Source organism: Paenibacillus sp. GM2, assembly GCF_900069005.2.
In the GTDB taxonomy this organism is placed as follows: Bacteria; Bacillota; Bacilli; order Paenibacillales; family Paenibacillaceae; genus Fontibacillus.
This window is the reverse complement of the sequence record NZ_LN831278.1, coordinates 477,015-500,902: the sequence shown is the minus strand read 5'-3', so window position 1 is coordinate 500,902 and position 23,888 is coordinate 477,015. Positions and strand designations below refer to the sequence as shown.

Here is a 23,888-nt window from a genome sequence, read left to right as displayed (position 1 = left end):
GCGATAGCCTGCAATCATTTCTGCAATTTCCGTTAAGCTAGGATCAGACATTCCTACCCGAGCGAACATGACGAATGGGGTTAAGAAATCGAGTAATCCCAGAATACAGCGGATCGTTGTTGCCTTTCCTCACTTACTCATTGTATTTTTTAGAGCCTCGTATACATTGACCACACCCACTCCGAAGTCCGTATCCGGACCTGTCACTCCATAGTCTGTGGCACTGCGGAACAAGATCTGCTTGACATCCTCCGGACTCATCGGCTTGCCTTTTTCCCGTCCCTCCGCAATAAGCAGGGCGGCGGCGGCTGAAACTTTGGGGGCGGCGAGACTCGTTCCAATCATAAATTCGTAGCCTGCAGGCAAACCGACAAGCTGGCTAAGATACGACTGGGGCAGGTTAGTAGGATAAGTAGTGAGACACATACTTAACAGATTCAACTCTCCCTTGGTGAACCATGTGCTGCCATAATCACCGGCTGGCGCAGCTATCATATTACGTAAGCCATAGTTCGAATAAAAAGCTCGTTCATGCTCCCGATTTGTCGCCGATACGGTGATGACACCAGGGAGACCACCCGGAGCATGGACCGCCAAATTCTTCCCCCAGCCCAAGTTTTCTGCCAATTGGAACGGGTTGCTAATATCCAGGCCATCGGTACCGGACGAAGCCACGACGACAACCCCGTGCAGATAAGCATAAGCCAGAGCCCGTTCATAGGCGATTAAGATGGCTTGATCCTCACGTTTGATCAATGATTTATAAGTGCCCAGACTCAAATTAATAACATCCACTTTATCACGTACGGCTTGAATAATGGCCTCAACGACCCAGGAGCTGTCGGCCTCTCCCTCGTCAAACACTTTATATGCCGAAATTCCCAGGTTAGGTCCGACTCCCAAGAGCTGACCATTGGCAGCGATCGTGCCGGCAATCATCGTTCCATGCCCGAGACGATCTATGGTATCGTTGACACCAGGTACAAATGATCGTCCTCCGTTAACGACATTACCGCTTAAATCTGGATGCGAGGCATCAATCCCGCTATCTATGACCGCAACGACCACATTATGATTTCCGGATTGCATGGATAGGCTTTGCCCGTCTCCGGTTACCTCCTTAATATCCCACCCCCAGCTTTGATATAATGGAGCACCTGCAGCAAGCGGCGATGAGCCCGTTACACTGTCGGCTGCCTCTTGACGGCGGGCACTTGGAAACTGCGGTCTGTTTAAGTTCAGGATATTATAGGTTTTTTTGCTAGCTATCCCGGCATCCTGCAACGGGTCCGTAGCCTGATCACTGATCGTAATCTTAGGGTCCTCTCCCACCTCTTCAATATCAGAGGCAAAGGCTGCGGTCAGCGCTGCTTCCGCATCCAGAAGCCGATCCAGTGAATAACCAGTTAATTTCAGCATGCTTACTTCAGGCAGCAGAGTAATCTCAATATCCGGCCACTGCTGCAGCAATTCCTCCGGATATGCAGGCAATCTGCCTTCCTTGAACATAATGAGCCGGCTCTGCGGATCTCCCGATGTAATACCCTCGTCCCATTCCAGAGATTGCAGAGGGTGGTACGTGATATCTGTAACCGACACCGGAGAAATAAGGTTTCCGTATTCCTGCTCGGCCTTTGCACCATTCGCCCCCTCCATTACCGCCGCAAGTACGCCACTATGGCCTGGAGACGTTACCAGAAGCAGAACAACCGCCATTACAAACATAATCTTTCGCCTGCGATTCCTTTTCTTATTTCCCACTTCCGACTTAAATTGCGAGTTCATGTTCTTTTTCCTCCTCACTCATATAAAGTTGATAATATAGCCCTTTTTTCGCCAGAAGCTGCTGATGTGTTCCCGTCTCGGCGATCCTGCCCTCGCTCATTACAATAATCCGGTCGGCATTGATGACAGTACTAAGTCTATGGGCAACAACAAGCCTCGTACATTTCATGACCGACAGCGCCCTATCGATCTCCGCCTGAGTTAGATTGTCGAGCGCACTGGTCGCCTCATCCAATAATAAAACCTGCGGACGGTTGATGAGCGCGCGCGCCAGAAGCAAGCGCTGTCTTTGTCCTCCAGACAAGCTTGTGCCGTTCTCGGAAACCACCGAAGCGTAGCCAAGAGGTAGCTTCATAATTTCGTCATGTATATTGGCCGTCATGCAGGCCTCTACAACTCGTTCCAAAGGAATATGTTCGTCCAGCATACGAACGTTCTCCTCGACTGTTCTCTGAAAAAGCCTCGTGTCCTGGAGAACAGAGCCGATACATCGCCGTAATGAAGAAAGCTCCAATTCATCTATTAGCCGACCATCATAACGTATTTCTCCTTCGGTACAGCGATACAGTCCTAACAACAGCTTGATAAGTGTACTTTTTCCGGAACCGGAAGGACCAACAATGGCAACCTTCTCACCGGGTTCAATTTCAAGATTCACATTACATAGAACATCTGAGGAGAAGGGTGAATACCGGTAGGAGACGTTGTTCATCTCAATTCTCCCTTGCAAGCTCGTCACTGCTTCTCCCCCTTCCTGCTCCGGCTTTGCCTCAACGACATCCTGCATCCTTTGCAAATATGATCCTACCGACAATAGCTGGGTATAAGCAGACCCGAGCGAAACAATAGGTATCATAAATGCGGCGGCCAGCGCATTGAATCCAAGCAGTCCCCCCAAGGTCATGTCTCCTTGAATAACTGCACCGCTCCCTGCCCACAGCAACAGCAGCGGCAAAATGAATTGAATTCCCGTAGAAAAAGAGTCCAATAGCGAAATCCAAATATTGCGCTTCTGTGTTGTACGGAGTTGAGTGCGGAACAAACGGCCCCAGGTGCCAAACAAATGGTTCTCAGCCCCCAGCAGCTTCATGTCCGTTATACCGTAGATGCATTCCGCCAAGAAGCTTTGCGTCCTGCTTTGTTCGGTAATTTCGCGGCTGGCAAACTGCTGGGTCACCATCGTCGTAACAATCAAAATACTGAATATCCCAACCCCCACGCCAATTACCATGCTTCCCAGCGAAACCGAACTTGTGAACATTAGGACTGCATAGGAGATTAGTAAAATGAAATCAATTATGATGCTTACCATACGGTTAGAGAGAATCTGCCTGATATACACATTGGCATTGGTACGGAAGAGCAACTCGCCGCCTGTTCGCGATTCAAAGAAGGAATACGGCAGCCGGAACAGCTTGCCAATAAACGTCTCCATCATCAGCAAGTCCATGGCCGACTGTAATTTGGCCAGCAGCCAACCTCTTAGCATGGAGAACAATTCAAAGAATATGAACAACGAGAGTAATGCCACAGCGATGATGGATGCTTTATCTTGTGAGGAGTTCAGTAGTAGATGGTCTGTAGTGTAAGCTGTAAGCTTCGGAGCGATTAAGCCGAAGCTTTGTAGAGCAAGAGAGACGCCAAGAATATACAAAAGCCATTTGGGTTGCTTCAACGCGATTGTGAGAAAAAAACTCCACTTGCTTTTTTTCCTTCTCGGCTTCAGGGATTCGCCAGGGGCAAGGCAAAGAATAAATCCGCTGTATAGTCCCTGTGCCTCTTCCCTGCTGATTTTTTTGCGTCCAAAAGACGGGTCGACAATTGTCACGCTTCGTTTGCCTATACGTTCAATAACAATGAAATGCTTCTCCTCCCAATGAGCAATCGCCGGTAGCGGTAAATTCAGAAGTTGTTCAAAATCAGCCTTGAAAGCTTTGCTTATCAAATTGTAGCCTGAACTGATATTGATTAATTGCAAGAGCGAACTTCCGCCCCTGCTGATCCCGTACCGTTCACGGATCTCGTGAAGGGAGACAAAGGTTCCATAATAGCCCAGCACCATGGCGATGCACGCTATCCCGCATTCGGAATCCTCCATTTGCTCGATGAACGGTACTTTTCTATACATGAGTAAGTCTCCTGTTCATCCCCGCCATCTCAACCTCTGCAGCCGACTCCGGAGGGAAGATCCATCCATAATGGTAAGCCATGATCCCTATTTCGACCCTTGAAAATATCCCCCATTTATCTTTGATTCTAAAAACAATCTCACCAACTCTCCTACGGCTGATGTACAGCTTCTGTGCGATCTCGACATCCTTCATCCCTTGGGCAATCAGAATAGCCACTTCCTTTTCCTTCTCGCTTAAATGCATGGTGTAATCAGCTCTCCTTCCATAATTCATTTTTCAAGTTCCATATTAGTATTAACTGGTCCCGCTTGCACCGAAAATCCAGCTTCGGATTACCACAAATTATTGGCGGGGCAACATTGTGGAGCAGCGCAATAAGAGTATGGAAAATACTGCAATTTTGCGTAGTACACAACCCGCTTAATCGAAATTAAGATTAGAGACGTAAGAAACAAAGCAAACAAAGAAAGGAGGTTAACCTATGAATCGTCAAGCTGCTCTACTCTCCTTGGATATGGAGAACCCTGCAGGCATGGCGCTAATAGAACTAAGCAACGAGGAATTGAAGCGCGTCCATGGCGGTGCCGATGTTCAGCCAGAGACAACACCATTGTGCGGGTTTTTTGTTGGTGTCGGTATCGGTGTCATTTTGTCTGTCGCCAAATGCTAGTCTGATTGGTCAAAATTCAAATTTAAAAATGGGAGGTATTTCAAATGAAAAGAGAAGACGTATTATCCGCTTTTAATCAGGTTCATCCTTCGGGGGAGGCTCTAGTAGAGCTTAGCCATTCTGAATTATCCCGCGTATACGGCGGAGCTGACGTACAGCCTGAGACAACTCCGATCTGTGCGGTTGCTGCAACGGTTGCTGCATCTTCTGCAACTTGCGCCGCGGTAGGCGGAGGCATCGCAGTAGGGGTAACCATCGTATTGACGATCAAAAGCTGCTAATGTTAAAAATGCCATATATAAACACATATCCCTTAAAGTGTACAGCCGAAATGCGGCTGTACACTTTGTATTCCCAGCATAAATAGAATTTGAATATATAGGGTCTTTTGGGTTTGTATCCCTAATTAAAAGAATATATGATTGAGGTATCGCAACCTACCGCAAATAATCAAGAAAGCAGGTGTTTCCATGAATATAAAGAGGCTTCTGAGACCACTGCCGTTCATTCTCATATTAATCCTGATTGGTGTTCTCACGGTCCTTTTGTTCCCGGCATCCGGAAAAGCAATTACCCATGCAGCCCTTATGATCTCAGCCTTTCTATTTGCGGTTCTCGCTCACGAGACAGGACATTTGCTGATAGGCACCTTGGTAGGGCTGAAGCCCGAAGAGCTGATTGTTGGTCCGATGATGATCGTCTTTACGAAAGGCTCTATCCGCTTGCGACCAAACGACAGCTGGTTGCGTTTTGGTGGAACGATGCGTTTTTCGGCCTGCTCAGCAGATCTGAATGTAATGGCCCGAAGGTGGTCCTGGATGGCTCTTGGCGGACCTGCGGCAAGTTTATTCACCGCACTGCTCATTCTGCTCCTCCCCCCTTTCTGGCCACTATTCAAGGAGCTATTATTATGGATCAGCTTTGTTGTTGGAGCAGCCACGCTCTTCCCCTTATCGAACGGGTCCACTCATTCCGACGGAAAGCTATTTTTACTTCTGCACAAGAGTTCGGCAAGGGCTCATTTATTAATGGCCGGGGTTATACTCCAGAAGGATTATCTATCCGAACGGCAACCCGCCGACTGGAACCCAAAAATCATTAACGCAGCCGCCCAGTTATTGAACGGTTTGCCGGAACGTACGCCGGAGCAGCTTGCTGAGGAGAATGAACTGCGAATGTATCTATACCTTCACTATGCCGACAAAAGGCAACCTGAAGAGGCGTTAAAATATATTCGCCCTGTCTGTTTAACTAAACATCCCTATTCTTCCATTCCAGTGTCCCGGATTATGATAGATAGCTTATACGCCAGTCATTTATTGCTGTATCCTCCGCAAGACATACGGTCCTGCGAGGAAGCCGAAGCGCTTGTAAAAGCTTTGCCAAACAACGAGCCCTACAGCTATCACAAAGCCTGGGCAGCTCTGTTGTCCGTACAGGGTAACAAAGAGGAAGCTATGGAGCACTTATCCCAAGCTCGAGTCCTGCTTGACCGCTGGTTCAGGCCGTTCGGAACCTACCGTCTCGAGCGGAACATATTATCGCAAATTGAAAATCAACTGTAGCAGTCCCTTCTCTTGGCTCTCGCAAAAAGCGCCATTTTGCGAAGTACCGACCTCAAAGCGGCAGTGCTAACATTAAGGCATTAAGAATTTCGGGAGGGATTATAATGCCATCATTAATAGATAAAACCGCCAAAGGTGAGCTGAACGAACGAAACGCCCCGTCCCTTTTTCTCAAGGAACGGGAAGCTCTGCTGGGGCTTCATTGCAAGCCTCATGACGAAGCTATGGAGATGAATTCTAACGAAATCGAACGTTGGAGAAAGGACGCACTTCTCTTGGATGACAAACAGTTCCGCAGCAGGCTGGCCGCGGAACGGTGGACAGAGGAAAGATTCGGCGAAGTAATTTCGGCCGTAATGAACTCGCAGCAGCTTCCGGCAGCCCTGCCTGAAAACAGTTATTACAATTGGGTGGGCTTACCTGAATTACAAGAAGCATTGCGATTAAATCGCACTATTTCCCCGCAAGAACCTGTCAACCTGAAGCTCCACTCTGCCTTTCGTCCCTTTTTACTGTGGGCGGCACAGAGATGGGATCAGGCCATCGCAATGAACCAAAAGATCGAACAATTCGTGGATACGGAGGCAGTACGGGAGAAACTACTCAATGAACTGGCCGACTGCTTGCTGCAGTGCGGTGCCCGAACGCTGGTCCTAGAACTGCATGTAGCGAAGAAATTGGAGGAATTGGAGGGCGGCACGCCGGCAGAGAGATTTCAAAGCTTCGTAAAACAAAAACTATGTGACATAGATGGATTAGAATTCATTTTTAGCGAATACCCTACGCTTGCTCGGATTCTGATGATTCGAACTCGCTTTATCGTTGAGGCCGTACTGGAAGCAGTAATACGCTTCTCCAACGACTATGATGAAATCATAACGACCCTAGCACTACCGCAAGGCATACACAGGCTACAAACCTTTTCGGCCGGTATGGGTGACGCTCACCAACAAGGACGTTCCGTTATGCGTATGCACCTGGATTCCGGTGATATATTAATGTATAAACCAAAGCCTCTCGGGGCCTCCCTTCATTTCAGCAAGCTTCTGTTGTGGCTGAACAACAAGGGGTTTTCGCCTGCCTTTAAACCGCTTCATGTGCTGGATAAAGGCGACTATGGCTGGGAGGAATATGTGAATCCAGAAAGCTGCAGCACAGGTTCTGAGGTCGCGCTCTTTTATCAGCGCCTGGGGGGATTACTCGCTATTTTATACAGTATGCGTGGAACAGATTTTCATATGGAAAATGTAATTGCTAAAGGTGAACATCCGGTCCCTATTGATTTGGAGACCTTATTTCATAATGCGCCCGCCCTGAATTTCCCGGATACTGCCGATGTAGAGGCCAAGAAAAAAGTCGTTGATTCCGTAATCGGCACCGGATTATTACCGCTCCTGCTTTATCAGAACGAGGAAGGCTTCGGCATCGAAATGAGCGGTATGGGAGGAGCAAGTGAACAACCGCTGCCATTCCCGGTATTACAAGTAGAGAACGAGGATACAGATGAAATGCGGTTCGTGCGTAAAACAAGATGTTCCAGCCCTTCCAGCAACAGACCTATGTTAAACGGACAGGACACGAATGCCAGCAACTATGTGGATGACATCGTACTCGGATTCCGGAAGGTTTGTTCTATTCTGCGTCAGAATCTTGCACAGCTCTTAGATGAATCCACAGGTCCGTTGGCCCCTTTCAGGAATGTTCCCATCCGGATCATTCTTAGACCGACCCAGTTTTACGCCAATTTTCTAATGGAAGCCAACCATCCCAATTACACTAAAGATGCGATTGAACGGGAGAAGCTGCTCGATCGTCTCTGGTATACGGTTCTGGATGAACGAGCGATTGCTTCCGAACGGGAAGACCTGCTCCTGGGGGATATTCCTTATTTTATAACGACCCCTACTTCCCGCGATTTGTTCGATAGCCGGGGCAAGATCATTCCGGACTTCTTCCCGGAGACTAGCTATGATCTGGCCATACAGCGACTTACCGCATTGGATGAGGCGGAAGAAGAACGCCAGACTGGCTGGATCATTTCCTCCATCCTCGGTTCGGCGGAATGGAACACCAAGAATTCTGAATGCTGTTCTTCCGATAATTCCACTTGTGTCATGAATGAAGCCACGTCAGCTTCCTCTAGTGCTCAAGCGAAAAATTCGTCAGACGAGTATATTAAGCAAGCGACTGAGATCGGAGACTATCTGCTGGAGCAGGCCATCTTTAACAAAAGCCGCTCGGACGCCACATGGATCGGTGTAGGAATGAACTATCGTGGACAATGGAACGTATCCGCCATGAAAGGGGGATTATATGACGGTACTGCAGGTCCTGCGCTTTTTTTGGCATATCTCGGAAAAATCACAGGAGAACAGGCCTATACGGAAGCTGCTCGCCTTGCCATGCAAACCTCCCTGGCTTCGCTTCCCTATCATGCCAATTTCAGCTCCGCCTTTTACGGTCAGGCCTCCATTCTTTATGTATTATCCCAGTTCATCGGACTCGGGGCTGCCGATCCTTCGTGGAAAGATATCCAGACTCATCTTGTCGATCATCTAGGCACCATCGTTGAAAATGATCATTGCTATGACCTGCTCGGCGGCGCAGCCGGAGTTATTCTCGTACTGCTTCAGGTCTATAAGAAATTCAAGATTGAACAGGCATTGGCCGCCGCCATAGATTATGGAGAACACCTTTTGTCTCAGTCCGTTCCGACAGAAGGCGGCATCGCTTGGCCGTCGCTTCTTCAGACACGAAAACCTTTAGGAGGCTTTGCACATGGAACTGCCGGTATTGCCTTGGCTCTGCAATCGTTATGGGAAGCATCCGGAAGAGCGGAATTCCATGAACATGCAGAGCAAGCTTTAGCCTTTGAGCGCTCCTTGTACTCGATCAAGCAGGGGAACTGGGCCGATCTGCGTAAAGCTGGACCAGAAGCCTACCATGCTAAATATTGGTGCCACGGTTCTGCCGGAATTGGCTTGGGTAGAGTTCTTATGTATGATATGCCGGCTATGGATAAACCCGCATTGCTTGCTGAAATCGAAGCTGCCATCGATACCACACTGAAGGGTGGAATCGGAGCAAGTCACTGTCTCTGCCATGGAGACATGGGTAATAGTGAGCTGCTGCTTCAGTCTGGAAGAAAGCTTGGACGCCCGGAACATATTGAGAAGGCTTATTCTCTAGCCAATCAAATGATTAGCGAGAAGAAAAAAGCAGGATCATTCCGAACTGGAATTCCCCGCGGATTAAAAACACCCGGATTCTTTCTGGGTTACTCAGGTATCGGTTACCAGTTATTGCGATTAATTAATCCAGAGTTAGTCCCTTCTGTGTTGTCTCTGGAAATTCATCCAGAAACGTAATCATACGCAAGTCCTGAAGAGAAGTCGATATATCGACTTCTCTTCTCTATTGCCAATAGCCGGAACCGCCTATTCTGTTCATTTTCTATGGGCGCTTGCACGTTCCTCTTCTGCCCTTCTGCTCCTCTTCTCATTCCAGCTTAAATCCACGCTGCTCCAAAAACTCCTTCATATGAAGACGCGATGGATTCGCCAGCTTCTCGGCCATCAGCCTGGACCACGATGTATCCTTGGCCCCACCCGTACGCTCGCGCAAATACTCGCTCATGATCTCATCATATATAGCAACCTGCTTCTCACTTTCAGCGCTGTCATATTCCTCCCAATGCAGAACTGCCGGCTGAGGCAACCTCGGGCGCTGACCCGGGCCTTGATCCGGATAACCCAGACACATGCCGAAGATCGGAAAGGCCAGCTCTGGCAATTGGAGCAGTTCAGTCACTTGCTGAATCTGATTGCGGATTCCCCCGATGTAGACGATGCCAAGACCAAGCGACTCGGCAGCGATAGCTGCATTTTGCGCCGCCAGAGCAGCATCAACTGCAGCAACAATGAAATTCTCTGTCGCTGCTTCGTACGATTTTGAATCCGGCAAATGATGCCGGGCAGCATTCTTCAGGCGGGACAAATCCGCACACCATACCAGAAAGACAGGGCATTCCACAATGTAAGTCTGGTTGCCGCTAAGCTGCGACAGCTTTTGTTTGCGCTCCGGCTCTGTGACAGCTACTACGCTGTAACCTTGTACATTGCTGGAGGTCGAAGCCATTTGCGCCGCACTAATGATTTGCTCGACGATCCCGCGGGACACCGGCTTGTCCGCATATTTGCGGATCGAGCGGTGCGCCATTAACAACTTGATGGTCTCATTCATGCTTTTGCCTCCCTTCATGCTGTTTATGGTTATAGCTAGCCTCATTCATAAAAGATAAGTCACTCTCCTATTATACAACTTAACTATTCCCAAATAAGAAAAACCAGTCCAACACGGAAGACCGTGCCGGACTGGTTGATGAATAGATAAATTTATTTATAGTATGAAGTTGTTAAAGGCACAAACATGGCCCCATTACTGAGTACATCAGCATAAATATACAACTCATTAACGCCTGCGATATCTACCTCAATCGTCTTAAGACCGTCGCCCACCGCCACTTTCTCGGTCGTCAGCTTCACATCCTTCTCACTGTCTTCGATGACAAAGTTATCGATATCTTCACCAACAGCCGCGACCTGCAGAACCAGCTTCTGATACTTTCCCTTCGGATATAGCATAAAGCTGCTGCTTCGATTCCCACTGGCATTATCGAAATAAGCTTCCTTATAATCCTTGCCCTGGTAAGTCGTCTCTTTCGGGTCCTTCGTATAATACATGTTATCGAAGCCTTTGGCGATCGCTACGCCTTCTGCCTTCTCACCCAATTCCACCGTATAGGTCTCCGGATTATAGGATACAGCGACTCCTACGATATCAGCAACTGCACGGACAGGCAGATATGTCGTTCCGTTATAGGTAAGCGGAAGAACCGCATTCCCTTTCTCATCCCTTGGCTGCACAGGCGTTCCATTGTATTTGAGTTGAATGCTGCTGTTTAGGTAAGCTTTTACCTCCTGCAGTTTTGCACCTGCATATACACCGGTTCCGGCTGTCAGCATCAACGCTGCCACCATGGTACTAATCATCCACTTCTTCTTCAACAGATCCTCTTCCCTTCTATAAAAATGGATTACTGCGCACTCCTATGAAGAATATAAAAATTTAATTTACTAAATTCAAGTTACTTATTAACTAAATAACGAAGAATCCACCCGACTTTAGTACTGTTTTCACATTATCAATTTACAATATATCCTAAAAGTGATATCATATAAATATCAAATTAATATTAAATAACTGTTGAGGAGTGCTTCACTATGCTGAAGGAAAAACAATTATCTTATTTGAACGGATTTGTTGCGCTGCTATTCTTCATTGCCTTTGCGGGCGCTGGAGTATATCTGTTTACCATTGCTACGCCTCTTCCCATCATCCTCGGCGCCATCTCTTGCGCAATCGCCTTTGTGATCCTCACCGGGCTTACGATTGTGCAGCCGAACCAGTCCGCTGTCGTGACCTTCTTCGGGCAATACCTTGGTGTGATCCGCAATAGCGGATTCTATATGGTAACCCCTTTTTCCAACCGGAAGAAAGTATCGCTGCGTGTACGTAACTTCAACAGCGCCAAGCTGAAGGTTAATGATGTTAACGGCAACCCGATTGAAATTGCTACCGTGGTTGTATTTTCGGTCATTGATTCCGCTAAAGCGCTCTTTGAAGTTGATGAATATGAAACCTTCGTAGAGATTCAGAGCGAGGCTGCCCTGCGTCATGTAGCCAGCAAATATCCTTATGACCAGTTGGACGGTGACGGTTTCTCCTTGCGTGGAAACACGGAAGAAATCGCTAAGGAACTGACCGAGGAGCTGCAAAACCGCTTGGCGATAGCCGGTGTCAAGGTGATCGAGTCCCGCTTGACTCATTTGGCTTACTCCACAGAAATCGCCAGCGCCATGCTGCAGCGTCAGCAAGCCGAAGCCATCATCTCCGCTCGCGAGAAGATTGTTGACGGCGCCGTTACGATGGTTCAATTGGCGATTGAGCGCCTGCAGGCCGAGAGCGTCGTTGAATTGGACGATGAACGTAAAGCTGCTATGATCAATAACCTGCTTGTCGCGGTCGTATCGGACCGTTCCGCCCAACCTATCATTAATACAAGCAGTTTGTATTAAATGGAGCCCCATTCACGATGGCTAAGAAGAAGAGCTTCCCGCTGCGCCTGGACCCCGTCGTATATGAAGCTTTGGAACGCTGGGCGGCTGACGAATTCCGAAGCGTGAATGGTCATATTGAATATGTACTACGCGAGGCCCTACGGAAGGAAGGGCGCTTGCCCTCACCCCAAATGCGTGTCAAGGAGGCCTTGGAAAATGACGCGGACCAAGATTAAATCTGTTAAGCCTTGGTGGGAATCAAAGTCGAAGTTCCTGCTGCAGGAATATGCGAACCAATATGAAGCCACTTTTATAGAAGCATCTTTCAAGAATTGGAAATACACCGGACGGCATGTGCTGATTCAGCTGCCGCAGGGACGGGGCCAAATGTATCTCACAGTTACCGATTCCAACTCGAATAGTTCCAATACAAACAGCGGTCAAGTAGTCGGGATCAAGTATAAATACAAACCGAGAAGAAAGCTTGAATGCTTGCTGAGCTCGATCAAAAGCCCTCTACTTCTGATCCTGCACGGGAATTTACGACAAGTGACTTTGCCGAATCCCCTCAGCAAATCGTTCCATGCCGGAGCCTCTCACCCCAGTCTGTTAAGAGCTATTCTGAAGCATGAAGGTATAGCAGACCTGCTGGAGGATCATAAGGGCTTCCGTCTCAAGGCGCGTGTCAAAGAGCATGAAGCCCAGCTTACCTTCTCGGAGACGAATAAGAAAGCCGATATCGTGTTCCTCCGAGGATGTGTCCGGATCATGGAATCGTTTATCGAAGCTATGTATGAGCAAGGTATCGTCCACGTGGGGAAATAGAAGTCGAGCAAGCGGATGCTGTCCTGCCACTGCATCCGCTCCTCTATATAATGAAACCTTTGAACACCTGTACCGTAAGAATATGTTAAGACAGAATGACTGTTACACCTTTAGTGGAATTCTGGATACAATGACATGGGGAGGTAAAAATGAAGATGAGAATGAAGAAGCGCCTAGCGATTTTCGTGATGGCAGCCCTGTTGCTGACATTACTCGTGCCTGCCGGAGCTTTTGCCGCCGAGAACAGTCCTTCTTACGAGGCAACCAAGCAATTGGCAGCGCAGAAAGCCGATCTGCTGACGAAGAATTATGGTACTTACAGCTTGCAATACGCACTCATTGATCAAGGGAAGATTGTAGTATCCGGGCAATCCGGCATTAATCATGCGTCAGACAATACCCCATTAACAGCTGATTCGATATACGGCATCGGCTCTACTAGCAAAATGTTCACAACCGTTGCGGTGATGAAGCTTGTTGATGAAGGAAAAATCGATTTGGATCAGCCTTTGACTGCCTATATTCCTGAGTTCAAAATGAAAGACGATCGATATAAAAAAATCACTCCGCGTATGCTGCTGAATCATTCCTCCGGCTTAAGTGGCTCAACACTCGTCAATGGCTTTTTATTCGATGATAATGATACATCCGGATATGACAATTTGCTGAAACGACTGGAGGTACAGCGGCTGAAGGCTGATCCGGGCGCATTCTCCGTTTATTGCAACGACGGCTTTACTCTAGCAGAAATATTAGTAGAGAGAGTTAGCGGCATGGACTTCACAGACTTCGTACATAAATATATTTCTGAGCCGCTTGGTATGAAAAATACAAAAACTCCGCAAGATGACGTGAATCATGCGCAGCTGGCTGGCGTCTTTTCTCCTAGCTATCAGGGAGAGCTTCCTGCGGATACGGTTAACTTTATCGGTACCGGTGGTATTTATTCCACAGCCGAAGATCTTGCCCGCTTCTCGCAAATCTTCACAGGGAATGCCGACGGACTTCTGACAGAGAAATCAGTGGCAGCCACGGCCAAAGCAGAATATAAGAACGGGTTGTGGCCGCAAGAGGCAGATAGCTCAATCGCCTATGGATTAGGCTGGGATAGCGTCAACCTGTTCCCGTTCAACGATTACGGCATTCAGGCTCTGACGAAGGGTGGGGACACCCTGTTGTCTCACGCTTCGCTGGTCGTATTGCCCGAGCACAAGCTGTCTGTAGCGATCCTCTCTTCCAGTGGTTCGAGTTCACTAAATCAGGTTATGGCCAGTGGGATTCTGTTAAGTGCTCTGCAGGAAAAAGGGATCATTAAAGAGTTGAAGCCTGCCAAGTCATTTGGCGTACCTGTAAAAGCCAATATGCCGGTGGAGGTATCGACAAATGCAGGGATCTACGGTACAGCAGGTCAGTTGATCAAGCTGGATATTAGCAAGGACGGCGAGTTGTCCTTAAGCTCGCTTGCAGTACCTGAAGCTCCGGTTCAGAAATTTACTTATACAGCAGATGGCTCATTCGTCAGTGAGGACGGCGGTACGAAGCTTAACTTAGTCACAGAAGACAACGGACGCACTTACTTATGGGTTAGATCTTATACAACCATTCCAGATCTTGGCCAAATAGCTATGTCCGACTATCAGGCGGAGAAGCTGGAACCAAATGAATTATCTCCTGAGATCGCTAAAGCATGGGAAGCGCGTGAGGGTAAAACCTATTTTCTCGTAAGTGAAAAATATACCTCTCAGGCCTACTTCATGCAGCCTCCTATCGCTTATATTGCAACACTTAAAGATATGCCAGGATACTTAATGGCCAATAAGATCACAGGTGCCAATGAAGCTCTGAATTTGTTGAACATCCCGACATTGATGGGCAGAGACGCAAGTGATCTCATCTTCTTCACAGAGGACGGTGTTGAGTACCTGGAGGCTGCCGGAAGCCGCTTTGTAAGTCAGGACAATGTCGTACCGCTCTATATCGGCAAGCAATCGAAGACGAAGATTCAAGAGAATGGTCAAACGAGATGGTACACCATTCCGGAAAAATCGGCAGGCAAGACACTGGCGGTTAACTTGCCGGAGGCAGGTTCCTTTGCAGTCTATGATGCCAGTGGAGCCTGCGTAAATTTCACTGTAGTCAGCGGCGTAAACGAAGTGGTACTGCCGGAAAATGGTTTCATCGCCTTTATTGGCGACCCAGGCTCACAGTTTGAAATTTCATTAAAATAAACATAAGCCCCACAAGTTATGAACTTGTGGGGCTTACTGTTTTGATATACTAGTACGGGGTATATTTCGCGCGGATTACTTCATCAATTTATTTACGGTGATCAGCAGTTCATCAACTACATCCATCTCACCAGCCTGAATCCGCTCAATCACGCAACTCTTCATATGACCCTCCAACAGCAGTTTGCCAACACTATTCAGTGCGGATTGAACCGCTGCGATCTGATTCAGAACATCATCACAATACGTATCCTTCTCGATCATGCCTTTAATGCCACGGATTTGACCTTCAATCCGGTTCAAACGGCTCGTCAAATTGCTCTTCACAGCTTCGGAATGATGGCTATGACGGACATGGCCCTCGCCCTCATCGCCGCAGCACTCCTCAGTCGCGCCATGCTTCTTGTCTACTTGTTCCGCCATGTTATCACCTCGCTATATTGGGACCTTTACATCATAATATCGCAATCCAGGCAACCTTTCAATCGGTTGCAGGCATTAGACAGCAATGCCCTGTCCCATCCGTCGATACAAAAAATCACCCTGCCCCTTCGAAACAAAAGGCGCAGGGTGATTCTTCTGACTAGATTAGGCTGAAGCCTCGTCTTGGCTTTATTGATATCCCCAGATCATGGTGAATAGCGTACCGAAGAGGGTTACAAGGCCAACGAACAGAGCATATGCAATGTTGGTATACAATGAGGTCTTGGACCCGGTCTCGCCGATATGCATGAACATGAACAATTGGACGCCCATCTGGATCGCCGCACAGACAAGCAGGATCGTCATACCGACAGCCAGTGGCATATCCCATAGAATGACGGACAGAGCGACGACCGAAAGGATCAGCGAGAACACATATCCCATGACATGGTGGACAGGGAATAATTTTTTCATGTCACATCATTCCTTTCAGATATACGAAGCTGAAGATAAAGATCCAGACAACGTCAAGGAAGTGCCAATAAAGCGAGAAAATAAATGATTTATTCGCTGTATCAAGCGTGAAGCCCTCGCGTTTGATCTGTATCATAATGCCTGCGCCCCACAGCAAGCCCAAGGTTACGTGGGCACCGTGCGTACCAAGCAGAACAAACAGACTGGACATGAAGGCGCTCGTGGAAATCGTTGCTCCTTCATTAACATAGGTCACGAACTCGGTAATTTCTACCCCTAGGAAGATCAGACCCAGCACCAAAGTGATGAAGAAAAAGACCATAGCTGCCTTTTGCATTCCGTGGCGCATGCTGTTGATCATCAGACCGATCGTGAAGCTGCTTGTGAGCAACACGAAGGTCTCGATCAGCACCGGACCGATCTCGAATATTTCTTTACCGCTCGGGCCGTTGCCGGTCCGATTCCAGAGTGTGAAATAGACGGCGAACAGCGTTGAGAACAACACGATTTCCGCGCCAAGGAACAGCCAAAAACCGAAAATCCGATTACTGTTCTCTTCTGAACGGTATTCCAAAGGCAAAGAGTTATCTAACTTCATGCCTGTTCACCCCGCAATCTAGCTTCCGTTTCTTCAATTTCACGAACCGGGATATGATGCCCGTGATCGCGTTCGAACGAACGAACTGCCAACATTACAATTACACCAAGCCCTCCGATAATCGCCGGAATCCACCAGCCGAATATCATAGCAAATCCAAAGAAGAAGAAGATCGCTCCGAGTATAACTGGCTGACCGCTGTTATTTGGCATATGAATCTCTTCATAATCGCCTTTATAGAGCTGATGTCCGCCCTTCTTATGCTCCCAGAACGGGTCAAGCCCTTGAACCGTAGGAGTGATGGCGAAGTTATAATCTGGAATCGGACTATGCGTACTCCATTCCAGCGTACGTGCGTTCCAAGGATCGCCCGTCGTCTCTCTAGGCGCATAGCGGAAGCTCCAGTAAATGTTATAGACCAGAATAATAAATCCAATTGCCAGGCCAAAGGCGCCGATCGTTGCGATCATGTTAAGCGGTCCGAAGCCTGTATCCGCCGAATAAGTGTACATCCGGCGCGTCATGCCCTTGAGTCCAAGGAAGAACAACGGCAAGAACGTTACGTTGAAGCTGATTGCAATGACCCAAAATGCCAGTTTGCCTTGACGCTCGTTCAAGCGGAATCCGAACAATTTCGGGAACCAGTAATAGAAACCGGCGATTACGGCAAATACTGTACCTGGAATCAACACATAGTGGAAGTGGGCAACCAGGAACATTGTATTATGGTACTGGTAGTCGGCACTCGCCATTGCGAGCATGACACCGGTAACCCCACCGATCGTAAAGATCGGGATGAACGCAAGCGAGTATAACATCGGCGTCGTAAACTCTATCTTCCCTTTATGGAGCGTAAGCAGCCAGTTGAATATTTTCACCCCGGTCGGAACCGCAATGAGCATCGTCGTTATGGAGAATACGCCATTGACCATGGCCCCATGACCCATCGTATAGAAGTGGTGAGCCCATACGAGGAAGGACAGCAACGAGATGATAACCATACTGCCTACCATCGATTTATATCCGTAAAGGTTCTTCCGCGAGAAGGTCGAGATTACTTCACTGTAAATCCCGAACGCCGGCAGAATAACGATGTATACTTCCGGATGCCCCCATACCCAGAACAGGTTGGCCCAGAGCATATCCATACCGCCGTTAGCCATCGTGAAGAATTGAGAGCCGAACATTCGGTCGAACATCATCAGCGCCAGCGCTATTGTAAGAACCGGGAACGCGAACAAAATAATAACGCAAGTGATCAAGACTGACCAGGTGAACATCGGCATCTTCATCAGCTTCATGCCAGGCGCACGCATCTTCAGGATGGTAGCGATAAAGTTAACGCCTGTCATCAGCGTACCGATACCGGCAATCTGAATCGCGATCGAGTAATAGTTCATGCCTACCGAAGGACTGAATTCATTGCTGGCCAGCGGGAAGTAAGCTGTCCATCCTGCATCCGGCGAGCCGCCGATGACGAAGGATAGGTTGAACAGCATGGCTCCGGCAAAAAATAGCCAGAAGCTGACCGCATTTAGTCTCGGAAATGCAACGTCGCGCGCGCCAATCTGCAGCGGCACAACTACGTTCATTAAACCAATAATGAACGGCATTGCCATGAACAGGATCATAATGACCCCGTGAGTCGTAAATATCTCATTATAGTGCTGCGCATCAAGAAGTCCGTTCTCTGGAACCGCAAGCTGCGACCGCATGAGCAGCGCGTCAACGCCGCCGCGGAACAGCATCAAGAGCGCACTGATAATATACATGATACCGATTCGCTTATGGTCAACCGTTGTCAGCCACTCGCGCCATAGGTAGCCCCATTTTTTAAAATAGGTCAAGCCGATGACAATAGCCAAGGATGCAACCACGATGCTGACCATCGCACCATAAATCATCGGTTCGCCAGTGACGAAAAATTCGTCCCATTTCATGTCAAGCTTACTCCCTTCTGTTCCCTAATTTCCGTGCGAGGCATGTTCAGCCCCGTTTTCATTCGTGTCGGAGTGGTCCATATTCATATCCATATCCATTTCGGAATGATCCATTTGTGTGTCGCCGGAGGAGTCTCCGCCATGATTATGACCTGCATGCTCACCCTCAGGCGCCGGACTGAATTCCAAATGTGTCGAAGAATAGGTCTGTCTGCCTACCTTCGCAGTATCCAGCAGGGAATTGAACTGCTCTTCAGTCAATGGAACGGCTGTATTCTTGACCTCATTCACCCACTCGCCATATTTCGCATTCGACATCGCCAGAACTTCAAATTCCATATCGGCAAACCCTTTACCGGAGAAGTTGGAGTTCTTACCCATAAATGAGCCTTCGTGCTCCGCAACGAGATTGAGCTTGGTGACCATATCGCTCATCGCGTATTTTTGTCCGCCTAATTGTGGAACCCAGAAGCTGGTGATCGGTCCGTAGGAGTAGAGTCTGAACTCAACCGGACGATTCGTCGGAATGTTCACATAGTTAACTGTCTCAATTCCTTCCTCCGGATAACTGAAATGCCACTTCCAGTTGGAGGATGATGCATAAATAACTAACGGTTTTTGATCTTCATAGCCCGCCGGTACCTTATCCAAGGCATTGGTAGTCCGAACTGTAACGACCGACAGGATCGTAACGATAATGATCGGAATAGCTATCCATGTGAATTCCAGCCATTTGCTGCCCTCTACATGCGGCGGTTCATAATCCGGAGCCGATTTGGAAGCACGGTACTTCGTAAGCATAAAGATGTACAAAACATACACAACCAGCAAGATTAGCGCCATGACCAGCATTGAGAAAATAATAACATTAGACTGCGTCTTCGCTACCGGCCCTTTCGGGTTCAATACGGCCAGCGAATTACAACCGGTCAAGAGGACAAGAAACGCTGAGAAAACGACCAGCAGCAATCCTTTCCTTTTCATAAAATTCCGTTACCCCTTTCCAGCAATATCACGCACCACCCACTCTTCCAGGGATGGTAGTATTAATTATCTAACACTATGTTAGGTAAGCTATTAAACAATAACAATTCATAGCTAATTACATTTATACTAAAAATTTACATTTATTTTTCGTTTTCTCTCTTTAGATTTAGAACAAAAGTTCAAATTCGTCCAAATTTGATCGTATTTTAGCAAATTCGTCGATTTTGATAATTGTTCACATTGCCCCTTCTTTAAGGTATTGTTCGATGAATTGTCATATTTATTTGAATAGTTCGTGATTATTATCACTTACCTTATTGATCTATAAGGTAAACTCTTGTTATGGAATTTTATTACTTTGATGCTTTTTTCTTATTTCCCATCTCATCCTTGTCCTGCTAGTGAATTAGGCGTAACATGCGCTTCTCCAGCGATATCAATCCGAAGATATTGCCGTATTTCGCAGCTATTATGTCATTGTTCACTCATATTTTTTGGCATTCAGCCTATATAAATATATACACAAAAAAGCGCAGGCCAGGGGACGAACTGCCCCGCAGCTTGCGCTTTGTATTTATGATCTGCCCGCTGAGAATTGCGGGACAGCTTCATTCTGTCATTATCATTGGCCTCAAGTTCATGCCTTTTATCAACTGTCCAAGTCCTTGAATAAAAATTAGGCACAATATCGATAAGCAGCCTGTCCCTATTGGGCCAAAGCTTTCATAATCGATTCAATACCGTCGATTTTGGCCAATGCCATAGGACCCGGAAGCGAGGGATCCTCCAAGAAGTACACCTGATCTTGCTTGACGGCATTCAGGCTGTTCCATACTCCATCGTCCTTCAAATCATTGCGGACACCGCCTTCAACAGGCGTCTGCCAATTGTTGATGAGAAATAAATGATCCGGGTTCAAGTCAGCCAATCCTTCCAGCGTCAGCTGCCCTATATTGGAGGTTAGGCCAGGCGGCGGTGTCAGCCCGAGGCCTTTATAAAACGGATCAAATCGGCCGTCGTTCCAGGTAACGAATTGCTTTTTACCCGAATACATCGCGAACATAACCGTTTCATTCTGGCGGAAAGCTAACTTTTCTTTGTACTCTGCAGACTTGCGATCAAACTCCGCCAGCACCTCATCCGCTTTCTGTTCCTTGCCTATAATTCGGGCGATTTCCTGCAGGGTTTCCCGCCAATCCCCCGCTTGCGGCAGCACAACCGTCGGTGCGATCTTGCTTAATTGTTCGTATTGATCCGCCATGTCGTCCGCTGCAAGAATAAGATCGGGACCGGAGGAGAGCAGTCTCTCCATATCCGCTTCCATGCCTAGATCAATAACCGTTTTCCCGGCCAGACGTTTACTCAAGCTTGGAAAATTGCTCATAATTGTCTCGACCCCTTGAGCCGAGATCGGATATTCATCCAGAACCGCCAAATAATCGACAAATGCGATGTATGGCGTTGCGATTTTTTTCGGCCTGGCTTCAAGAACGGTCGTACCGCTTAAATGCTTAATTGTCAGCGGATATTCCTCTTCGGAAGCCGCTGGCTTCGTTTGAACCGTTCGCTGATTCCCTCCGTTTGCTTTCGTTGCGTTTTCTCCCGTTCCTTCAGCATTTTGTACGCCGCAACCTGCCATTCCTATCGACGCAGCCAGCAATAACAGGACTGCCATGCTCTTTATTCCCTTCATCCGTTTGAACCCCTCCGTATCGCATGCTCTTCCAACAGCTTCCTTATAAGAGCATCCATTATAATGATAATGATTCTCATTATCTATGGAAGCATTTTAGCATGCTACCTCGGCTAGTCTCTACCACCAGGCGGAATATGTGCAGCGGTTAGCGGGATTTAGAGCGAGGATGGGTATCGGCCAGACTCTGTTTTGACCTCCTTCATAAACAAACCGGGATTAACTCCATATTTACTTCGGAAGGCTTCTGCGAAATAACTGGGGTTAAGATAGCCAACCGCGCAGGCTGCTTCACCAACATTGACCCGCCCCGTCTGCAACATGAGCATCGCTTGCCTTAATCGCTCGTCTTTCAAATATCCAAAAACGGTCGTACCATATAATTCCTTAAAACCGGCCTTCAGCTTAAAATCGTTAAGGCCAATCATTCGCGACAATTCCATCAGTGTTGGCGGATCGACTAACCGCTCCTTCATAATTTGCCGGGCCTCTCGCAGCTTATCCATCTCATCCCGCGACAATGACACCGCTCGGGAAGACTCCTCTTCCTCCTTCAAGAACAAGCGGCAAGCCAGCGTAAAGATCTCCAGCGCATGGCACTCCAGCTCCAGGTTGCTGACTCCAGGCTTGTCGACGGCAGACGCGAAGCGCTTCATCAGAAAGGAAACAGCAGGCCCAATCTTCTCTTGAAAAACCCGCAAGTGCCGATCGCCCATAATCCGCTCAAAATCAATCAATACGCCTGTATCCCATGCCTGTTCCATAAAGCCGTTGAACGTCTTGACGGGAATTCCGATCGATAGCATTCGGAAAGGCTCTCCTCCGGCAAACTCAAACCGGGCGGCGCCAGGCTTCCCGAACTGCAGCGCAAAACTCCCCGCCGTCGCTTGATGGCTGCTGCCCGACAAGTTAATCTCCCGCTTCCCCAGCAAGCAGCAGTTTACTTCCACCATCGCCGCACAGGGCTGAAGTGAAAAAGCGTAATCCTTATTCAAAGTGAACTCGGATACGACGATTTCCATATCACTCCTTTGCGACCAACGTCTTATCGATTTATGGCCAAGCTCCGGCTGCTCCGGCAATGGCTCGGCACAATCCTTCCGTGCTTCCGGCAGCCCTGCCCGAATGGAATCAAAGAATAAATCAAAGTTCTCGTGGAAATCAGACTTTTCCATGGTAACCTCATCACGCCTCCCCCTGACCTATTTCCCCTTCAACAAGCGCTTGAACGTTGAACTCCGACTGCTTTTTGTATAATTGATAATGATTATCATTTTCATTATGGATTATACGTGATAAATGCAACAGTTTCAATATTCAACACCTATTATAAAGACTGAGCCCCTGCCAAGCATCCCGTACAAAAAAAGCCTAAGGCCATCGGCCTTAGGCTTTTCTTATATGCTCTACAACGGTTTGTACCGCATCTATTACAGAATTTCCTTACGAAGCTGTTCTGGCGACTTCGGTGACATCAATCCAAATGGAATATCGAATACCGTTCTGGCTCCGGATTGTCCGGCTTGGGACAATCTGTATACCGCACGGGCATACGCTACCAGCACACTGGCTGTAAATTCCGGATTGCTGTCCAATTTAAGCGCAAATTCATAAATTTGCGTGCTGTTCTCCCCAGTCTTGCCGCTTCTGAGTACCATTCCACCATGAGGCATAGCTGAGTGATTCTTCTTCAGCTCTTCTTCACTAATAAAATGAACAACAGTATCATAATCCGCAAAGTAGTTCGGCATTTCCTTGATTTCGCTCTCAATCTTTGCCAAATCAGCGCCTTCTTCAGCAACGACAAAGCACTCACGCAAATGCTTCTCGCGCGTCGACAATTCCGGATTTTCGCCCTTACGTACACGTTCAACTGCGGCCTCTACAGGAATTGTGTATTGAACACCGTTCTTGACGCCGGCTACACGGCGGATCGCATCGGAGTGCCCTTGGCTAACCCCTTTGCCCCAGAACGTATATTCCTTGCCTTCCGGCAATACGGATTGTGCAAGCAGACGATTAAGAGAGAATAAGCCCGGATCCCAGCCTGTGGAGATCAAGCTAACATGACCGCCTTTGGTCGCCGCATCATTTACTTGTTCGAAATACTCCGGAATTTTCGCATGAGTATCGAAGCTGTCTACCGTATTAAACATAGCCGCAAATTCCGGTCCTTGCTGAGGAAGGTCGGTTGCAGATCCTCCACAAAGGATCAAGACGTCGATATCGCCCTTGTACTTCTCAATTTCAGAAATATGTACGACGCCATTTGCAGCCGCTACATCGTCTGGGTTTCTTCTTGAGAAAATGGCGCGCAATTCGATGTCAGGATTTTGTTGGATTGCTTTCTCTACACCGCGCCCTAAATTTCCGTATCCTACAATGCCTACTTTAATAGTCGATGTCACTAAACCTTCCTCCTTCATATAATAGCTCTTCAACTATTTTA

21 protein-coding genes are annotated in these 23,888 nt (G+C 47.9%); 8 read left to right on the top strand and 13 right to left on the bottom strand.

Annotation, left to right across the window (positions count from 1 at the left end; genetic code table 11):
• Nucleotides 1-129: 129 nt before the first annotated feature.
• The 3 genes from BN1360_RS08855 to BN1360_RS08845 are packed head-to-tail and all read right to left on the bottom strand — an operon-like array spanning nt 130 to nt 4,160.
• Nucleotides 130-1,785 (bottom strand): S8 family serine peptidase, encoded by a 1,656-nt coding sequence (locus BN1360_RS08855; RefSeq protein ID WP_068779521.1) that lies wholly within the window; start codon nt 1,783-1,785, stop codon nt 130-132.
• Complete coding sequence (locus tag BN1360_RS08850; protein ID WP_068779520.1) at nt 1,769-3,913, bottom strand: peptidase domain-containing ABC transporter; 2,145 nt, start codon at nt 3,911-3,913, stop codon at nt 1,769-1,771. The genes BN1360_RS08855 and BN1360_RS08850 overlap by 17 nt, the downstream gene beginning before the upstream one ends.
• Nucleotides 3,906-4,160, bottom strand: a complete 255-nt coding sequence (locus BN1360_RS08845; RefSeq protein ID WP_229520931.1) for a response regulator transcription factor — start codon at nt 4,158-4,160, stop codon at nt 3,906-3,908. The genes BN1360_RS08850 and BN1360_RS08845 overlap by 8 nt, the downstream gene beginning before the upstream one ends.
• Before the next feature lie 238 nt (nt 4,161-4,398).
• Between BN1360_RS08845 and BN1360_RS08840 the strand changes: the two genes are divergently transcribed.
• The 4 genes from BN1360_RS08840 (at nt 4,399) to BN1360_RS08825 (ending at nt 9,520) form a co-directional block, all read left to right on the top strand.
• The gene (locus BN1360_RS08840) at nt 4,399-4,587 is read left to right on the top strand and encodes a mersacidin family lantibiotic (protein WP_069188315.1); all 189 of its coding nucleotides are present in this window, start codon (nt 4,399-4,401) and stop codon (nt 4,585-4,587) included.
• A gap of 44 nt (nt 4,588-4,631) precedes the next feature.
• The gene (locus BN1360_RS08835) at nt 4,632-4,868 is read left to right on the top strand and encodes a mersacidin family lantibiotic (RefSeq protein ID WP_068779519.1); all 237 of its coding nucleotides are present in this window, start codon (nt 4,632-4,634) and stop codon (nt 4,866-4,868) included.
• Nucleotides 4,869-5,057: 189 nt separating this feature from the next.
• The gene (locus BN1360_RS08830) at nt 5,058-6,152 is read left to right on the top strand and encodes a hypothetical protein (RefSeq protein WP_068779518.1); all 1,095 of its coding nucleotides are present in this window, start codon (nt 5,058-5,060) and stop codon (nt 6,150-6,152) included.
• 104 nt (nt 6,153-6,256) lie between these two features.
• The gene (locus BN1360_RS08825) at nt 6,257-9,520 is read left to right on the top strand and encodes a type 2 lanthipeptide synthetase LanM family protein (RefSeq protein ID WP_068779517.1); all 3,264 of its coding nucleotides are present in this window, start codon (nt 6,257-6,259) and stop codon (nt 9,518-9,520) included.
• A 130-nt stretch (nt 9,521-9,650) separates the two neighbouring features.
• On the opposite strand, the gene nfsA is transcribed toward BN1360_RS08825, so the two are convergent.
• Nucleotides 9,651-10,394, bottom strand: a complete 744-nt coding sequence (gene nfsA / locus BN1360_RS08820; RefSeq protein ID WP_068779516.1) for an oxygen-insensitive NADPH nitroreductase — start codon at nt 10,392-10,394, stop codon at nt 9,651-9,653.
• Nucleotides 10,395-10,546: 152 nt separating this feature from the next.
• The gene (locus BN1360_RS08815) at nt 10,547-11,218 is read right to left on the bottom strand and encodes a stalk domain-containing protein (RefSeq protein ID WP_068779515.1); all 672 of its coding nucleotides are present in this window, start codon (nt 11,216-11,218) and stop codon (nt 10,547-10,549) included.
• Nucleotides 11,219-11,434: 216 nt separating this feature from the next.
• Here BN1360_RS08815 and BN1360_RS08810 point away from each other — a divergent pair, with 216 nt between their 5' ends.
• From BN1360_RS08810 to BN1360_RS08795, 4 genes are all read left to right on the top strand, one after another.
• Complete coding sequence (locus BN1360_RS08810; RefSeq protein WP_179013269.1) at nt 11,435-12,289, top strand: SPFH domain-containing protein; 855 nt, start codon at nt 11,435-11,437, stop codon at nt 12,287-12,289.
• Between the two features lie 17 nt (nt 12,290-12,306).
• Nucleotides 12,307-12,507 carry a type II toxin-antitoxin system antitoxin gene (locus BN1360_RS08805; RefSeq protein ID WP_068779514.1) on the top strand — a complete coding sequence of 67 codons (201 nt, stop codon included), beginning with the start codon at nt 12,307-12,309 and terminating at the stop codon, nt 12,505-12,507.
• Nucleotides 12,488-13,096 (top strand): hypothetical protein, encoded by a 609-nt coding sequence (locus BN1360_RS08800; RefSeq protein WP_068779513.1) that lies wholly within the window; start codon nt 12,488-12,490, stop codon nt 13,094-13,096. Before BN1360_RS08805 ends, BN1360_RS08800 begins: the two co-directional genes overlap by 20 nt.
• Nucleotides 13,097-13,245: 149 nt before the next feature.
• Nucleotides 13,246-15,324 (top strand): serine hydrolase domain-containing protein, encoded by a 2,079-nt coding sequence (locus BN1360_RS08795; RefSeq protein ID WP_324254252.1) that lies wholly within the window; start codon nt 13,246-13,248, stop codon nt 15,322-15,324.
• Between the two features lie 75 nt (nt 15,325-15,399).
• Here BN1360_RS08795 and BN1360_RS08790 read toward each other — a convergent pair whose 3' ends face one another.
• The 8 genes from BN1360_RS08790 to BN1360_RS08755 form a co-directional block, all read right to left on the bottom strand.
• The gene (locus tag BN1360_RS08790; protein WP_068779512.1) at nt 15,400-15,747 is read right to left on the bottom strand and encodes a metal-sensitive transcriptional regulator; all 348 of its coding nucleotides are present in this window, start codon (nt 15,745-15,747) and stop codon (nt 15,400-15,402) included.
• Nucleotides 15,748-15,936: 189 nt separating this feature from the next.
• Nucleotides 15,937-16,221, bottom strand: coding sequence for a cytochrome aa3 quinol oxidase subunit IV (gene qoxD / locus BN1360_RS08785; RefSeq protein ID WP_068779511.1), 285 nt, complete (start codon nt 16,219-16,221; stop codon nt 15,937-15,939).
• A gap of 1 nt (nt 16,222) precedes the next feature.
• Nucleotides 16,223-16,819, bottom strand: coding sequence for a cytochrome aa3 quinol oxidase subunit III (qoxC, locus tag BN1360_RS08780; RefSeq protein WP_068779510.1), 597 nt, complete (start codon nt 16,817-16,819; stop codon nt 16,223-16,225).
• A complete protein-coding gene (gene qoxB, locus BN1360_RS08775) occupies nt 16,816-18,759 on the bottom strand; it encodes a cytochrome aa3 quinol oxidase subunit I (protein ID WP_068779509.1) in 1,944 nt (647 codons plus the stop codon). Before qoxB ends, qoxC begins: the two co-directional genes overlap by 4 nt.
• 24 nt (nt 18,760-18,783) lie before the next feature.
• Nucleotides 18,784-19,743, bottom strand: coding sequence for a cytochrome aa3 quinol oxidase subunit II (gene qoxA / locus BN1360_RS08770; protein ID WP_068779508.1), 960 nt, complete (start codon nt 19,741-19,743; stop codon nt 18,784-18,786).
• Nucleotides 19,744-20,452: 709 nt separating this feature from the next.
• The gene (locus tag BN1360_RS08765; protein WP_068779506.1) at nt 20,453-21,439 is read right to left on the bottom strand and encodes an ABC transporter substrate-binding protein; all 987 of its coding nucleotides are present in this window, start codon (nt 21,437-21,439) and stop codon (nt 20,453-20,455) included.
• 158 nt (nt 21,440-21,597) lie between these two features.
• Nucleotides 21,598-22,614 (bottom strand): helix-turn-helix transcriptional regulator, encoded by a 1,017-nt coding sequence (locus tag BN1360_RS08760; RefSeq protein ID WP_068779505.1) that lies wholly within the window; start codon nt 22,612-22,614, stop codon nt 21,598-21,600.
• A 255-nt stretch (nt 22,615-22,869) separates the two neighbouring features.
• A complete protein-coding gene (locus BN1360_RS08755) occupies nt 22,870-23,865 on the bottom strand; it encodes a diaminopimelate dehydrogenase (RefSeq protein ID WP_068779504.1) in 996 nt (331 codons plus the stop codon).
• Nucleotides 23,866-23,888: the final 23 nt, after the last annotated feature.

Bases quoted from the DNA above. Each gene is read 5' to 3' on its own strand.
- BN1360_RS08810 (WP_179013269.1), top strand. From the start codon at position 11,435: ATGCTGAAGGAAAAACAATTATCTTATTTGAACGGATTTGTTGCGCTG.
- qoxA (WP_068779508.1), bottom strand. From the start codon at position 19,743: ATGAAAAGGAAAGGATTGCTGCTGGTCGTTTTCTCAGCGTTTCTTGTC.
- BN1360_RS08855 (WP_068779521.1), bottom strand. From the start codon at position 1,785: ATGAACTCGCAATTTAAGTCGGAAGTGGGAAATAAGAAAAGGAATCGC.
- qoxC (WP_068779510.1), bottom strand. From the start codon at position 16,819: ATGAAGTTAGATAACTCTTTGCCTTTGGAATACCGTTCAGAAGAGAAC.
- BN1360_RS08795 (WP_324254252.1), top strand. From the start codon at position 13,246: ATGAAGATGAGAATGAAGAAGCGCCTAGCGATTTTCGTGATGGCAGCC.
- BN1360_RS08790 (WP_068779512.1), bottom strand. From the start codon at position 15,747: ATGGCGGAACAAGTAGACAAGAAGCATGGCGCGACTGAGGAGTGCTGC.
- BN1360_RS08830 (WP_068779518.1), top strand. From the start codon at position 5,058: ATGAATATAAAGAGGCTTCTGAGACCACTGCCGTTCATTCTCATATTA.
- BN1360_RS08755 (WP_068779504.1), bottom strand. From the start codon at position 23,865: ATGAAGGAGGAAGGTTTAGTGACATCGACTATTAAAGTAGGCATTGTA.
- BN1360_RS08760 (WP_068779505.1), bottom strand. From the start codon at position 22,614: ATGGAAAAGTCTGATTTCCACGAGAACTTTGATTTATTCTTTGATTCC.
- BN1360_RS08835 (WP_068779519.1), top strand. From the start codon at position 4,632: ATGAAAAGAGAAGACGTATTATCCGCTTTTAATCAGGTTCATCCTTCG.
- qoxD (WP_068779511.1), bottom strand. From the start codon at position 16,221: ATGAAAAAATTATTCCCTGTCCACCATGTCATGGGATATGTGTTCTCG.
- BN1360_RS08825 (WP_068779517.1), top strand. From the start codon at position 6,257: ATGCCATCATTAATAGATAAAACCGCCAAAGGTGAGCTGAACGAACGA.
- BN1360_RS08800 (WP_068779513.1), top strand. From the start codon at position 12,488: ATGACGCGGACCAAGATTAAATCTGTTAAGCCTTGGTGGGAATCAAAG.
- nfsA (WP_068779516.1), bottom strand. From the start codon at position 10,394: ATGAATGAGACCATCAAGTTGTTAATGGCGCACCGCTCGATCCGCAAA.
- BN1360_RS08805 (WP_068779514.1), top strand. From the start codon at position 12,307: ATGGCTAAGAAGAAGAGCTTCCCGCTGCGCCTGGACCCCGTCGTATAT.
- BN1360_RS08840 (WP_069188315.1), top strand. From the start codon at position 4,399: ATGAATCGTCAAGCTGCTCTACTCTCCTTGGATATGGAGAACCCTGCA.
- qoxB (WP_068779509.1), bottom strand. From the start codon at position 18,759: ATGAAATGGGACGAATTTTTCGTCACTGGCGAACCGATGATTTATGGT.
- BN1360_RS08845 (WP_229520931.1), bottom strand. From the start codon at position 4,160: ATGCATTTAAGCGAGAAGGAAAAGGAAGTGGCTATTCTGATTGCCCAA.
- BN1360_RS08765 (WP_068779506.1), bottom strand. From the start codon at position 21,439: ATGAAGGGAATAAAGAGCATGGCAGTCCTGTTATTGCTGGCTGCGTCG.
- BN1360_RS08850 (WP_068779520.1), bottom strand. From the start codon at position 3,913: ATGTATAGAAAAGTACCGTTCATCGAGCAAATGGAGGATTCCGAATGC.